Origin of the sequence: Achromobacter deleyi (genome assembly GCF_016127315.1) — a bacterium.
In the GTDB taxonomy this organism is placed as follows: Bacteria; Pseudomonadota; Gammaproteobacteria; order Burkholderiales; family Burkholderiaceae_B; genus Achromobacter; species Achromobacter insuavis_A.
The window spans coordinates 5,329,345-5,343,705 of record NZ_CP065997.1; the positions used below are offsets into that span (position 1 = coordinate 5,329,345).

Below are 14,361 nucleotides of genomic sequence, written 5' to 3' on the forward strand. Positions count from 1 at the left end.
CATGACTTCATCCGAATCGCAGCCCTTTGACTACCTGTTCGTCGGCGGCACCGTCATCGACGGCGCCAATACCCCCGGACAGCGCGCCGACGTCGGCGTGCGCGGCGACCGCATCGCCGCCATCGGCGACCTGTCGGACGCCTCCGCGCGCCACCGGATCGACGTCGCCGGCCAGGTGCTGGCGCCCGGCTTCATCGACTCGCACACCCACGACGACAACTACCTGCTCAAGCGCCGCGACATGACGCCCAAGATCTCGCAGGGCGTCACCACGGTCGTCACCGGCAACTGCGGCATCAGCCTGGCGCCGCTGGCGCACGCCAACCCGCCGGCGCCGCTGGACCTGCTGGACGAAGGCGGTTCGTACCACTTCAAGCGCTTTGCCGACTACCTGGACGCGCTGCGCGCCACGCCGGCGGCGGTCAATGCCGCCTGCATGGTGGGCCATTCGACGCTGCGCGCCGCCGTCATGCCCGACCTGCAGCGCGCGGCCACCGACGACGAAATCGACGCCATGCGCGCGCTGGCCGAGGAAGCCATGGCCAGCGGCGCCATCGGCATTTCGACCGGCGCCTTCTACCCGCCCGCCGCCCGCGCCACCACCGAGGAGATCATCGAGGTCTGCCGCCCCCTGAGCACGCACGGCGGCATCTACGCCACCCACATGCGCGACGAAGGCGAGCACATCGTGGCGGCGCTGGAGGAAACCTTCCGCATCGGCCGCGAGCTGGACGTGCCGGTGGTGATTTCGCACCACAAGGTCATGGGCCAGCCCAACTTCGGCCGTTCGCGCGAGACGCTGCCGCTGATCGAGGCCGCCATGGCGCGCCAGGACGTGTCGCTGGACGCCTATCCCTACGTGGCCGGCTCCACCATGCTCAAGCAGGACCGCGTGCTGCTGGCCGGCCGCACCATCATCACCTGGTGCAAGCCCTTCCCCGAACTGAGCGGGCGCGACCTGGACGAGGTCGCGGCCGAACGCGGCAAGTCCAAGTACGACGTGGTGCCCGAGCTGCAGCCGGCCGGCGCGATCTATTTCATGATGGACGAGCCCGACGTGCAGCGCATCCTGGCGTTCGGCCCCACCATGATCGGCTCGGACGGCCTGCCGCACGACGAACGTCCCCACCCGCGGCTGTGGGGCACCTTCCCGCGGGTGCTGGGCCACTATTCCCGCGACCTGGGCCTGTTCCCGCTGGAAACGGCGGTCTGGAAGATGACGGGCCTGACCGCCGAGCGCTTCGGCCTGGCCGAGCGCGGGCAGTTGCGGCCGGGCTACTTCGCCGACCTGGTGGTGTTCGATCCGGCCACCGTGGCCGACACCGCCACCTTCGAACGGCCGACCGAACGCGCCGCCGGCATCCATTCGGTCTACGTGAACGGCGTGCCCGTGTGGCGCGAGCAGGCCTTCACCGGCGAGCACGTCGGCCGCGTGCTGGCGCGCACGCCCGCCTGAGCGGCGCCGCCTTATACAATCCGGCGTATGCGCGGCGGGGCTTGCGGGCCCCGCCCGCTTTCTCCCCAAAACCCCTAGACGCCCAGACCGCTACATGGCCCCTACCCGCAAGACGGCCCCACCCGACATCGTGGGCAAGGAAGTAATGGGCGCCCGCCTGCGCGCCGAGCGCAAGGCCCGGAAAATGACGTTGCAGGCGCTGTCGCAGGCCAGCGGCATCGCGGTATCGACGCTCTCCAAGGCCGAACTGGGCCAGATCGCCCTGAGCTACGAGAAGTTCGCCGCGCTGGCCCGGGCGCTGGACATCGACATGACGCGCATGTTCATGCTGGGCGACGCGCCCCAGGCCGAGGTGGCGCCCACCTACGTGAAGAACAAGCTCAGCGACGCCCGTGACTACGCCACGGACAACTACCACTACCGGCTGCTGATGGGGGAATACCCCGGCAAGAAGATGATGCCGATGCTGGCGCTGATCGATTCGCGCAAGGTGGTCGAGTTCGAGGACTACATCCGCCATCCCGGCCAGGAATTCGCGCTGGTGCTGTCGGGCAAGGTGCGCATCCAGTTCGAGAACGGCGACAGCGTGGTACTGAACCGGCTGGAGTCCGCCTATTTCGACAGCGGCATCGGCCACGTCTACCTGTCGCTGAGCAAGAAGCCGGCCGAAGTGCTGGCCGTCTGCAGCGACCTGGACGAAGTGCCGTCGCGCCTGAAGCCGGCCTCGCCCAAGCAGTAAGCCCTTTCGCGGGCCCGCCTCCCGGCGGGAGCTCGTCCCGCGCCTGACCGCGGCCCGCATCGGCTACGGGAAATCCCGTAGAAACTTTCCTTCCCCGCCCGGGGTCACTCTTTATTCAGCCTACTGTCAGGATGAACGCCTGACACGCCGCACGCCCGTGCGCTGGCGATCCCCGGGAGACTTCGATGCCGCCTTTGCCCCCTTCCTTGCGCCCCAGCCCCAGTGCAGCCGGCGCGGGGAGCGGCGCGGGCGCGCACGCGCTCGGCCCGCCCGGTCTGTCGGTGATGGACGCGACCGTGGTGCTGGTGGGCGTGGTGATCGGCATCGGCATCTTCGGCTTCCCGCCGCTGGTAGCGCAGCACGCCACGTCCGAGGCGATGTACCTGGCCTACTGGGCCGCGGGCGGGCTGGTGATGCTGGTGGGCGCGCTCTGCTATGCCGAACTGGGCGCGGCCTATCCCGGCGCCGGCGGCGAATACCTGTATCTGTCGCGCGCCTGGGGGCCGCGGGTCGGCCTGCTGTTCGCCTGGGCGCGCTGCACCGTGATCCAGACCGGCGCGATCGCCGTGGTGGCCTTCATCTATGGCGACTACGCGCAGCAGCTGCTGCCGCTCGGCACGCATGGGGCCACCGTGCACGCGGCGCTGTCGGTGATCGGCCTGACCGCGCTGAACGTGGCCGGCACCCGCCACTCCAAGCGCCTGCAATGGCTGTTCACGATCCTGACGCTGGTGGCGCTGACGGCGGTGCTGGGCGCCGCCCTGTTCACCGCCTCGCCCGCCGCGCCCGCGCCGGCGCCGCTGGGCGGCAACCCGGCCGGACTGATGGGCATGGGCATGGTGTTCGTGCTGCTGACCTACGGCGGCTGGAACGAGGCCGCCTATCTCAGCGGCGAGCTGCGCAATCCCGGCCGCAACATGGCGCGGGTGCTGCTGATCGGCACCGTGGTGGTGACCGGCGCGTATCTCCTGACCAATCTCGCCCTGCTGGAACTGTTCGGCCTGCAGGGCCTGCGCGACACGCCGGCGCTGGGCGCGGCGGTGATGCAGCTGGCCGCCGGCCCCTATGCCGCCGCCCTGCTGAGCCTGGTGATCTGCGCCACCGCGCTCAGCACCATCAACGGCACCATCATCACCGGCGCCCGCGTCTATTACGCGCTGGGCCGCGACGTGCCGCGGCTGCGCGCGCTGGCCGGCTGGAACGAACGCAACGAGACCCCGGTCAGCGCCTTGCTGGCGCAGGGCGTCATCACCCTGGCGCTGCTGGCGGTGGGCGCCTTCAGCCACAACGCGGTGCAGACCATGGTGGCCTACACCGCGCCGGTGTTCTGGCTGTTCATGCTGCTGGTGGCCGCGTCGGTATGGCGCCTGCGCCAGCTTGACCCGGCGCGTCCGCGGCCGTTCCGCGTGCCCCTGTATCCGCTGACCCCGGCCCTGCTGGCGCTGACCTGCGCCGGCCTGGTCTATTCCAGCGCCGCCTACGCTGGCGCCGGGGCCCTGATCGGCCTGGGCGTGCTGGTGCTGGGCGTGCCGATGCTGCGGCTGCTGCGCCCCGCCGAGACGCGCGCCCCGGACAGGCGCGACCTGCAATGAGCCGCCCCTCCCGCTTTTCTTCGCCCTAGGAGTCTTCATCATGCAACGTGCCCATTCGTCCCTCTCGCCCGCCCGCCGCTGGACCGTCATGGCATCGGCGCTGGCGCTGGCCTTGTCCCTGTCGGTCCTGGCCGAGGCCCGCGCCGCCGGCGCAGGCACTCCCGCCGCGCCCCAGGCCGCCGCGACCGAAGGCTACGTGCCCGACGTCGGCCAGGACGGCAAGGACGTCATCTGGGTGCCGACCCCGCAGACGCTGGTGGACAAGATGCTCGACATGGCCCAGGTCACGCCGCAGGACCGGCTGATGGACCTGGGCTCGGGCGACGGCCGCACCGTCATCACCGCCGCCCAGCGCGGCCTGACCGCCAAGGGCATCGAGTACAACCCCGACCTGGTGGCGCTGTCGCGCAGCAACGCGGCCAAGGCCGGCATGTCGCGCCGCGCCACCTTCGAGGTCGCGGACCTGTTCGAGACCGACCTGTCGCAGGCCGATGTGATCACCATGTTCCTGCTGTCGACCATCAACGAGAAGCTGCGGCCCAAGCTGCTGGAATTGCCGCCGGGCACCCGCATCGTGTCCAACACCTTCCGCATGGGCGACTGGGAGCCGGATGCCTCCGAAACCGTGACCGAGGCCTGCCAGACCTACTGCAACGCGCTGCTGTGGGTGGTGCCGGCCAAGGTCGATGGCCGCTGGCAGGTGGGCGGCCGCACCCTGCAGCTGGAACAGCAGTACCAGATGCTGTCGGGCAAGCTGGGTTCCAGCGAGATCTCCGACGCGCGCATGGATGGCCGCACCATCTCGTTCACCGCCGACGGCGTGCGTTATACCGGCGAGGTCAACGGCACCACCATCCAGGGCAGCGCCGCCGGCAAGGGCGAATGGTCGGCGCGGCGCATCTGAGCGGCCGCGATGCCGGGGCCGGCCGCGGCGTCAGCGCGTCGCGGCCCGGATCACCCGGTGCACGAACTGCAGCTTGCCCACCACGGCGGCGGGCAGCACGAAGGGATAGAAGTCGCGCTGACCCATGCTGCGTGACAGCTCGTTGAGCACGCCGGTCAGCGCCACCCAGCCATTGACCAGGTCGAGGAAACCCTGGCCCTCGGGATCGTCCGGGTCGTACAGCGAGGCCCGGGTGAACGGATCGCTGACCTGCTCCAGCGGCACCCGCGCCACGCCGAAGCTGAAAGCGGTGTCCAGCGCGTCCATCATGTGCAGGTAATGGGCCCAGGTCTCGGCCCAGTCTTCCCAGGGATGCGACGAGGCGTAGGCGCTGATGAAGCGTTGCGCCCAGTCGGCCGGCGCGCCCTGCTCGTAATGGCGTCGCAACGCCTGCGCGTAGTCTTCGCGCTCATCGCCGAACACCTGACGGAATGGCGCCAGCCAGGAACTGCCGGCCACCAGCCGGTCCCAATAGAAATGGCCGATCTCGTGGCGGAAATGGCCCACCAGGGTGCGGTACGGCTCGTGCATCGCCTCGCGCACCTGGACCCGGTAGGCGTCGTCGGCCTCGTGGATATTGAGCGTGATCAGCCCATGGCCATGGCCGGTCAGGAGCGGCGCGCCGTCGTCGGACGGCGCCAGCAGGTCGAACGCCAGCCCGCCGTCGCCCGGCGTGCGCGCCCGCGGAATCGGCAGCCCCAGCGTCAGCAACTGGGCGATCAACTGGCGCTTGGCGCTCTCGACCTTGCGCCACAGCGCGCCATTGCCCGGCACCGACAGGTCGGGGATGGTGCGATTGAGGCTGCAGGCGATGCAGAGATGATCCGCGCGCGCGGCCGGCAGCAGCCAATTGCAGGCGGCCGGCGACGAGAAATTGGCGCAGCGCTTGAAGGTCCTGCCGCGCACCCGCCCGGCCTCGATCCAGGAACCCTCCGTCTTGCCCGGATCCAGCGCCACGATGTGGCCGTGGCGCGGATCGAAGCCCAGTTGCCGATGGCAGTTCAGGCATTCGGTGTTGTTGAAGAACACCCGCTGGCCGCAAACGCAATGGAACGCCTTGGCGCGGGCATGCCGCTGCCGCGGGCGCTGGCGTTCGGGCGCGTTCAACCGGCGGCTCAGGGTATCGAAGAAAGGATTCATGCGGCGGGTCTCCGGGCTACAGCGGCGCGGCCTGGACCGCCACGGCCTGTTCCAGCCGCAGGCCGCGTCGCTGGGTGTCCAGCGTCACCCGCGCGCCGAGCGGCAACGTCAGGTTGGGGTCGCCATGGCCGCTGGGCCAGGCCGCCAGCACCGGGATGCCGCGCGCCTGGAATTGCTCCAGCAGCAGCGGAAACAACAGGCTCTGGCCGACCGCGTCGCCCCCCGGCAGCCCCAGGCGGGTGAAATTGCCGGCCAGCACGCCCTTGATGCGATCGAACTTGCCGGCCGCGCGCAATTGCGACAGCAAGCGGTCGATGCGCGGCAGCGCCTCGTTGACGTCCTCGATGAACAGGATGGCGTCGCGCGTGGCGATCTCGTGGCGCGAGCCGATCATGGCGGCGATCAGCGCCAGGTTGCCGCCCACCAGCCGGCCGCTGGCCACGCCGGGCGCCAGCACCACCGGGCTGGACTCCGGCGGGGCGTCGATCCAGGCGCCCTGCCCGAGCTGGCCGCCGACCATCGCCAGCACGTGGCTGGCGGTGGGCTCCTGCTTGCCGGCCACCAGGTCCTGCGCCAGCATCGGCCCGTGAAACGTCACGAAGCCGGCATGGCGCTGGATCGCCAGGTGCAGCGCGGTGATGTCGCTGTAGCCGATGAAGGGCTTGGGGTGCTGGCGCAGCAGGCCGATGTCGAGCCGGTCCGCCAGCCGCCACGAGCCGAAGCCGCCTTGCAGGCACCAGATGGCGTCGATGGCCGGGTCGGCAAAGGCCGCGTGCAGGTCGTTGAGCCGGGCGTCGTCGTCGCCGGCCAGGTAGTCGTACGGCGCATCGCTGCGCGTCAAGGCGGCCGGCATGATGCGCGGGTCGTAACCGCGCGCCTGCAGCCAATCCGCCGCCTCGAAGGCCGCGCCATCGGCGGCCGAGGCCGGCGCCACGATGGCGACGCGGCCGCCCGGACGCAGCGCCGGCACGGGCGCGTCGCGTCGCGGCGCCGCAGCGGACGGCCCAGAAGACGGGGCCCCCTCGCCCCGGTCGGCCGGCGCCGCCACCCGGCTCGCGCAACCCGCCAGCGCCAGGCTGGACAGGCCCAGCGCGCCGGCGGCCTTGAGCAGGCCGCGCCGTGCCGGATCCATCAGAGCGTGCCGCTCGCGTTGCCTTGCGGGCATATGCCATCCTTCCAGGTCAGTTTTTATTATTCTTATTTATCAATAGTTTGAACAATAAACAGAGAAACAAGATGAAGTCTGTGGTGAGCGAATTCCAGAATTCACTTGAACTTATCCCAGAATCCACTTTAAGTACGTAACTGCGTGTCCGGCAGGCCAACAGCGCCTCGAACACGCCCGCGATCCGCTCGCCGTGGCGGCGGGCACGCGCCGTAACGCTAGAAGCGTTCGTACTCCAACCGGTAGCGCCACTGCCCCACCGCCAGCCCGGCCATCGGCAGGCGGCCGATGCGGATTCGGCGCAGGGCTTGCAGTTGCAGCCCGACGCTGTCGCAGGCGTACTCGATGAATCCCAGGGCGGGCGTCTTCAGCGCGAAGCGCAAGTGGCTCTCATTCTGCCAGCTGACCTTCATCGGCGTGGCCGGCCGGCCCTCATAGGCCAGGCCGCGCTGCAGGCGCGCCAGCGCGGCCGCGTCGAGCGTGCCGCGCACCTGCGCGATGTATTCCTGCTCGACGTGGCGCCCCTCTTCGATCAGCTTGCGCGCCACCGCGAATTCCTGGGTGTACACCACCAGCCCGCTGGCCGCGCGCTCCAGCGGCGTGGCCAGCTTCAGGCCATTGAACATGCGCTTGAGATAGCGCTGGCCCGAGCGGTCGCCCGGCATCAGGTTGGCGGGCACGACCAGGTCCAGCGCCGACTCGGCCGGATCCGAGGCCGACAGGCCGGCCGGCTTGTGCACCAGCACGCTGACCGGGCGCATCTCTTCCAGGCGGGCGCCGGGCAGCAGGCTGACGGTCTGGCCGGGCTGGACGCGGTGGCCGGGTTCCTCGACCACCTTGCCATCCACGGCGACCCAGCCGCCCTCGATGTAGCGTTCGGCGTCGCCGCGCGAACAGGATTGTTCGGTGGCCAGGCGCTTGGCCAGTCGGGCGCTGTCACTCATGGCCGGCCCGCCTGTCGGTGGGAGGCCTGGGAACGGGAAAGGAAAGCAATCGGCGGGTACGTCGTCATCTCGGATACTGCGTCAAAAACGGGAAAGGCCGGCGCCGCGAGGCATCGCGCGAACGCGGCGACAGCGCCTGGCTCGAGATGTTACGCCCTTTCCCGCGGAGGCCACCGCGATCGGGCGCCGCGACGGCCGTTCCCGCGCCTGGGTCAGTGCACGGCTCCTGGTCGCGTGAACAGGCTCTAGGCCAGCGCCGCGAACGCCTGTTCCAGGTCCGCTATCAGCGCCGCGGGCGGCTCCAGCCCCACATTCAGGCGCACCAGCCGGTCGCCATACGGACGCAGCGTGCGGCGCAGGTTGAAGTATGGCGCCGCCAGGCTGGTCACGCCGCCCCAGCTGTAGCCGATCTTGAACAGCGCGAGCCGGTCGACGAAGGCCTCGATTTGCGCACGGCTGGGGCCGTCCCGCAGCACGATCGAAAACACGCTGGCCGAGCCGGTGAAATCGCGCTTCCAGATCTCGTGGCCCGGGCACGATGGCAAGGCCGGGTGCAGCACCGTCCGCACCTCGGGCCGGCGCGCCAGCCATTGCGCCACCTCCAGCGTGCCGCGTTCCAGTTGCGCCAGCCGCACCCCCAGGGTCTGCAGTCCGCGCAGCGCCAGGCTGCAATCGTCCGGCGAGGCCGCCATGCCGAGGAAATTGCGGGCCTCGCCCAGCGCCCGGTAGTGCGCCTCGTCGCGGCAGGTCACCGAGCCGAGCAGCAGGTCGCTATGGCCGCCGATGTACTTGGTCAGCGCCTGCATGGTGACGTCCACGCCGTGGGCGAAGGCGTCGAACAGCACGCCGGCGGCGTAGGTATTGTCCAGCGCCACCACCGCGCCGGCCCGGCGGGCGGCCGCCGCGATCGCCGGCACGTCCTGGATTTCCATGGTGGCCGAGCCCGGGCTCTCGCACCAGACCAGCCGGGTATTGGGCCGCAGCAGCGCGGCGATGCCCGCGCCGATCAGCGGATCGTAGGTCTGCACCTCGATGCCCAGCCGCTTGAGCAGGCCGCCGGCCAGCCCCTGGTTGGGACCGTAGGCGGTATCCGGCAGCAGCGCGTGGTCGCCGGCGCCGCAGAAAGCCAGGTAGATCAAGGCGATGGCGGCCTGCCCGCCCGGCGTGATGAAGCAATGGCGGCCCTGCTCCAGTTGCGCGATGCGCGCGCCCAGTTCCAGCACGGTGGGCGTGCCGTGCAGGCCATAGGTATACGGCGCCTTTTCCGCGTCCCAATCGTCGCGCAGGTCGGCGGCGCGCTCGAACAACGTGGTCGAGCCGCGGCTGGTCGGCGTGACCAGCGAGCGAAAGCCCGCCGGCGCCCGCGGGGTGGGATCGACCACGGCGAGGCGCCAATCGAAGGGTTGCGTGGAATCGGTCGTCACGGAGGTCTCCTGGTTGGATGCGGGCCACGCGCCGCGAGCCGCGGCGCACCCGCCAAGGATACGGACCTGGCGGCAATAAAAATTGCACCAGCTTGCGGTTCCGGCGGGCGCCCGGCGCCAGGCATTGGAGGCCGATGCCCGGCCCGCGATGCCTCAGAGATCGGTGGGCTGCCTGGCGACGGCCGGCGCCTCGGGCGGCGGCACCTCTTCGACCCAGGCCTTGAGCAGCGTCGAGGTCACCGCCAGGATCACCGGGCCGATGAACAGGCCGACGATGCCGAAGGCGAACATGCCGCCCAGCACCCCGGCCAGGATCAGCAGCATCGACAGGTTCACGCCGCGCTTGATCAGCATCGGCCGCAGCAGGTTGTCGAGCATGGTCACCAGCACCGCCCAAACCAGCAGCAGGATCGCGGCCACCTTCATGTCGTTCTGGAACAGCCAGATCACCCCGCCCAGCAACGGCAGGAACGGCCCCAGCTGGGCCAGGCACAGCATCAGCATCAGCGCGGTGATGATCCCGGCCGCCGGCACCCCGGCGATCCACAGGCCCAGCCCGCCCAGCGCCGACTGCACCACCGCCGTCACCACGATGCCCAGCGCCACCGCGCGGATCGACAGGCCCGCCAGGCGGATCGCCGCCACGCCGCGATGGCCGGCCAGGCGGTTGGCGAAGCGCTGCACGAAATTGGCGGCGACGTCGCCCTGGCTATAGAGAATGCCGGCGATGACGATGGTGATCAGCATGTGCATGACGAACACGCCGACGATGGCCGCATTGCTCAGCAGCCACTTGGCCGCCATGGTCACATAGGGCTCCAGGCGCGCCAGCAGTCCGCCCGCGCCGGCATCGGCCAGCGCCTGCCATTCCTGCGCGATGCGCGGCCCGCCCAGCGGGATGCCCTGCACCCAGCCCGGCGGCGCCATCAGGGCGTAGTCGGGCAGGCTCTTGATCGAGGTCATGATGGCGCCGCCATGCAGCGCCAGCGTCGAAATGGCCTGGTACAGCGGCAGCACGATCACCACCAGCAGCACGATCAGCATGGCCACCGTCGCCATCCAGCGGCGGCCGCCGCAGCGCTTCTGCACCGCCAGCATCACCGGCCAGGTGGCCACCACGATGGTGGTGGCCCAGATCAGCCCGAACAGGAAGGGTTTCAGCACATACAGGCTGCCGATCATCAGGGCCGACAGGATGACGACGACGAGCAGGTTGCGGGCAAGGTCCGCGGGCGGGCGTGGGTTCGGGTTCAAGCGGTGCTCCAGGCAACGGCCGCGCAAGGATCGGGCCGTGTACGAATTTATCCGAAATACCCGCCAATACCACCTATTTGGCGCCGCCCGGGGTGGGTCGCACCGCGCCCGGGGCGGCGATCAGGTGGCGCGTCAGCTCCAGCAACTGCCCGTCGCGGGTCCGCAACTGGCCCAGCAGGTCCGTCACCTGGGCGTCGCTGGCCGCCAGCCGCTGGGTCAGGTCCTGTTCGCGGCGGCGCGAGGCCTGCAGCGCCTCCTGGGCGACGGCCATGTCGGCCAGTTGCCGACCCAATTGCGCCTGGGCCTCCGCGCGCACGGCCAGGACCTCGGCCTGGGCCGCCCGCAGCTGGTCGGCGGCATCCGCCTGCGCGCCGCGCAGGCGCTCGGCCGCCTGCGCCAGGGCTTGGCGCGACTGTTCGGCCTGTTGCTGCTGGGCGGCCTGAAGCTCTTCCAGGCGGGCTTGCAGGCGCTTGACGCTGCCGCGCTCGGCGTCCAGCTCGTTGAGCCAGCGGCGCTCGTGGGCGGCGTGGCGCTCCTGGGTGGCGGCCAGGACCTCGGCCTGCTCGCCCCGGGCGCGCTCGGCATCGGCCACGTGGGCCAGCAAGGCATTGCGCGCGTCCGCCAGCTGCCGCTGCTCGACCGCCAGGGCCTCGTCGCGCTGGCGCAGCTGCGCCTCGGCCGCCCGCAGGCGTTCCTCGGTGGCGGCCAGTTGCCCGGTCGCCACCTTCAGGCCCTCCTGCAGGTCGCGTTCGCGGTTTTCCAGGTTTGCCTCGCGCAGGCGCAATTGTTCGGTGAGCGCGTCCAGTCGCTCGCCTTCTTCGTGCAGTTCGGCCCAGCGCTGGCGGTTGGCCTCGGCCTGTTCGGCGCGGGCGGCGGCCAGCGCCGATTCCCAGAAATGCGCGGCGGCCTGGGCCACCGGCTCGGGCACGGCGGCGGGGGCCGAGAAGGCGCCGGGATCCTGGATGCGGGCCCCCAGCGACCGAAACCAGGATTCCAGGTGCGGACTGACCGTATTGGGCGAGCCGCGCCCGATCTTCTGGCGCACCCGCTCGATGGTCGGCCGCGCGCCCTCCAGCAGCAAGGCGTCGGAGGCACGCCAGACATCCAGTTCCGTAATTCCCGTGGCCATGGCTCGATTTCCCGGATCAAAGCGGTTGTTTACTCACGATAATGGAATCTTATCGTGAGTAATTTCATATATACGTTAGATATCATACAGCATATGTATATTTTCATATATATCTCACAACCACGGCGGTATTCGAGGGAATTTGCCTCTCGTACACGGAATCCGCCCCTCCTCCACTAGCCCCTACCCGTGCCTGGGGCATCGCCGCCGCCAAAGCGCAAATGCGATTTATTTACATTGACCGACGGTCGGTCGATGAATATACTGCACCGCTTTCTGCCCACTCACGGATGTACACGATGACCCGCCGATTCAAGGCTCTCCCCGCCTCTGCGTCTCCCCTTTGCGCGCCCCCTCCCCAGGCAATTCCGGCCCTTGGCGCGGGCGCCGGGCTGCTGCTGGCGTCCCTGCTGGTCCTGCCCTCGCTCGGCCTGGCCGCGTCCCCGCCGGGCAACACAAGCGACGCCGGCGCCGAAGTGCCCACCCTTGCGGGCGTCACGGTCAGCGGCGACAGCGACGCGGGCGCCGAAGGACCGGTCCATGGATACGTGGCGGAGCAATCCCGCGCCGGCACCAAGACCTCAACCCCCATCCTGGAGACGCCGCAGTCGATCTCCGTCATCACGCGCGGGCAGATGGACGTGCAGCAGCCGGCCAGCGCCAGCCAGGCGTTGCGCTATACCGCTGGCGCCTACAGCGAGAAGTACGGCGGCTTCGGCGGCCAGCTGGACCTGACCCGGATCCGGGGCGTGGACGCTGACTACTACCTGGACGGCCTGCGCATGATCACCAACGTATCGACCTGGACCACGCAGGTGGATCCGTTCGCGCTGGAACGCGTGGAAGTGCTGCGGGGCCCGTCTTCGGCCGTGTACGGCCAGGGCACGGGCGGCGGCATCGTCAACCAGGTCAGCCGCCGGCCGCAGCCGGAAGCCGCCCACGAGATCAATCTGCAGATGGGCAATTTCGGCCGCCGGCAGATCGCGATCGATACCACCGGCCCGCTCGACCAGGACGGCCAATGGCTCTATCGGCTGACCGCGATCGGCCTGGACGCCAAGGGCCAGGTCGAGGACGTCAGGCACCAGCGCGTCTATCTGGCGCCCGCCCTGACCTGGCGGCCCACGGCCTCGACCTCGTGGACGCTGCTGGCCACGCATTCGCGCGAGCCGGAGATTCCCGACTACAACAGCCTGCCGGCGGTCGCCCTGGGCCTGAACGGCAGCCCCTATCCGCGGGTGGACCGCCGGCGCAATTACACCGACATGGATTTCCAGGGATCGAGCCGCAAGCAGGATTCGATCAGCTCATTGTTCAGCCATGATTTCGGCAATGGCTGGTCCTTCAACAGCAACATGCGCTACATGTACGTCGACTCCGACATCAAGCGCACCTCGATCTACGGCTACCAGAACCGGGCCGGCCACCTGTGGCTCGAAGGCACCTACGGCCTGGCGCCGGCCAGCTCCAACACCTTTTCGGCCGACAACAACCTCACTGGCAGCTTCGACCTCGGTCCGACCCGGCACACCCTTCTGCTGGGCGTCGACTACGCCAAGGGCACGTTGCGCAACGACTCGTATCGCATGGATCCGGTGGCGTTCGACCCTTACGATCCCGACCACTATCGCCCGGTCGCCACGCCGGATTTCACCGACAGCAGGACCCGTTGGCCCTACAACGTGCGCCAGCGCTTTGATCGCGTGGGCATCTACGCCCAGGACCAGGTGGCCTACGGAGGCTGGCGCCTGACGTTGAGCGCGCGGCACGACTCCTCCACAACCGAGGATGAATCGCGCAGCTATTCGCCCGTCTGGAAGCGCAGCGAACAGAAAGACCGCAAGTGGAGCACGCGCGCGGGCCTGGGCTATGTCTTCGATAACGGCCTCTCGCCCTACTTCAGCTATGCCACCTCGTTCGACCCGGTGCTGGGCAACGATTACGGCGGCAGCGCCTTCAAGCCGACCGAGGCGACCCAGTACGAAGCGGGCGTGAAGTTCCAACCCGCGAATTCGGCCACGATGTTGAGCGCGGCCGTGTTCCAGTTGAACCAGACCAACGTCAAGACGTCGGATACCCGCCATCTGGGCTATTGGACGCAATCGGGCGAAGTGCGCTCGCGAGGGGTCGAACTGCAGGCCAACACCCGGCTGGCGCCCGGCCTGAACCTGATCGCCAGCTATGCCTACCTGGACAATCAATTGGTCAAGGATGCGGCGTATCGCGGCAAGAGCCTGGCCCAGACCCCGCGCCACAGCGCCTCGGCCTGGGTGGATTACCGCGTCGGCGGCGGTCCGCTGGCGGGCCTGCTGGCGGGCGTCGGCGTGCGCTACCTGGGCTCGACCTACGGCGACCCGGCCAACACCTTCAAGGTGCCCGCCGTCACGCTGCTGGACATGGCGCTCAGCTATGACCTGGCCCGGCTGTCGCCCGGCCTGCGCGGCGCCAGCCTGGGGCTGAACGTCAGCAACCTGACCAACAGGCATTACGTCGCCAGTTGCGTATCGGCGATGTATTGCTTCATCGGCCAGGACCGCAGCGCGGTCGCGACGCTGAGCTACCGCTGGTGAGCCGG

The 14,361-nt window shown here is 69.5% G+C and carries 11 protein-coding genes; 5 read left to right on the top strand and 6 right to left on the bottom strand.

What is annotated here, in order from left to right; translation table 11 throughout:
* Position 1: 1 nt before the first annotated feature.
* The 4 genes from I6I07_RS23990 (at position 2) to I6I07_RS24005 (ending at position 4,691) form a co-directional block, all read left to right on the top strand.
* The gene (locus I6I07_RS23990; protein ID WP_198484011.1) at positions 2 to 1,456 is read left to right on the top strand and encodes an N-acyl-D-amino-acid deacylase family protein; all 1,455 of its coding nucleotides are present in this window, start codon (positions 2 to 4) and stop codon (positions 1,454 to 1,456) included.
* 94 nt (positions 1,457 to 1,550) lie between these two features.
* Positions 1,551 to 2,195, top strand: coding sequence for a helix-turn-helix domain-containing protein (locus I6I07_RS23995; RefSeq protein ID WP_198484012.1), 645 nt, complete (start codon positions 1,551 to 1,553; stop codon positions 2,193 to 2,195).
* 284 nt (positions 2,196 to 2,479) lie between these two features.
* The gene (locus tag I6I07_RS24000) at positions 2,480 to 3,787 is read left to right on the top strand and encodes an APC family permease (RefSeq protein ID WP_198487651.1); all 1,308 of its coding nucleotides are present in this window, start codon (positions 2,480 to 2,482) and stop codon (positions 3,785 to 3,787) included.
* A 40-nt stretch (positions 3,788 to 3,827) separates the two neighbouring features.
* Entirely contained in the window at positions 3,828 to 4,691 is an 864-nt protein-coding gene (locus I6I07_RS24005) for an SAM-dependent methyltransferase (protein WP_198484013.1), read from the top strand.
* 30 nt (positions 4,692 to 4,721) lie between these two features.
* Here the strand turns inward: I6I07_RS24005 and I6I07_RS24010 are convergent, their stop codons facing one another.
* From I6I07_RS24010 to I6I07_RS24035, 6 genes are all read right to left on the bottom strand, one after another.
* Positions 4,722 to 5,870 carry a zinc-binding metallopeptidase family protein gene (locus tag I6I07_RS24010; RefSeq protein WP_198484014.1) on the bottom strand — a complete coding sequence of 383 codons (1,149 nt, stop codon included), beginning with the start codon at positions 5,868 to 5,870 and terminating at the stop codon, positions 4,722 to 4,724.
* 16 nt (positions 5,871 to 5,886) lie between these two features.
* On the bottom strand, positions 5,887 to 6,840 hold the full coding sequence (locus I6I07_RS24015) for a S66 peptidase family protein (RefSeq protein ID WP_198487652.1): 954 nt from the start codon (positions 6,838 to 6,840) through the stop codon (positions 5,887 to 5,889).
* 413 nt (positions 6,841 to 7,253) lie between these two features.
* The gene (locus I6I07_RS24020) at positions 7,254 to 7,979 is read right to left on the bottom strand and encodes an RNA pseudouridine synthase (RefSeq protein ID WP_198484015.1); all 726 of its coding nucleotides are present in this window, start codon (positions 7,977 to 7,979) and stop codon (positions 7,254 to 7,256) included.
* A 245-nt stretch (positions 7,980 to 8,224) separates the two neighbouring features.
* A complete protein-coding gene (locus tag I6I07_RS24025; protein WP_198484016.1) occupies positions 8,225 to 9,403 on the bottom strand; it encodes a cystathionine beta-lyase in 1,179 nt (392 codons plus the stop codon).
* A gap of 153 nt (positions 9,404 to 9,556) precedes the next feature.
* The gene (gene ydiK / locus I6I07_RS24030) at positions 9,557 to 10,657 is read right to left on the bottom strand and encodes an AI-2E family transporter YdiK (protein ID WP_198484017.1); all 1,101 of its coding nucleotides are present in this window, start codon (positions 10,655 to 10,657) and stop codon (positions 9,557 to 9,559) included.
* Between the two features lie 73 nt (positions 10,658 to 10,730).
* Positions 10,731 to 11,786 carry a DNA-binding protein gene (locus I6I07_RS24035; RefSeq protein WP_198484018.1) on the bottom strand — a complete coding sequence of 352 codons (1,056 nt, stop codon included), beginning with the start codon at positions 11,784 to 11,786 and terminating at the stop codon, positions 10,731 to 10,733.
* A 299-nt stretch (positions 11,787 to 12,085) separates the two neighbouring features.
* Here I6I07_RS24035 and I6I07_RS24040 point away from each other — a divergent pair, with 299 nt between their 5' ends.
* Positions 12,086 to 14,356 (top strand): TonB-dependent siderophore receptor, encoded by a 2,271-nt coding sequence (locus I6I07_RS24040; protein ID WP_232625716.1) that lies wholly within the window; start codon positions 12,086 to 12,088, stop codon positions 14,354 to 14,356.
* Positions 14,357 to 14,361: the final 5 nt, after the last annotated feature.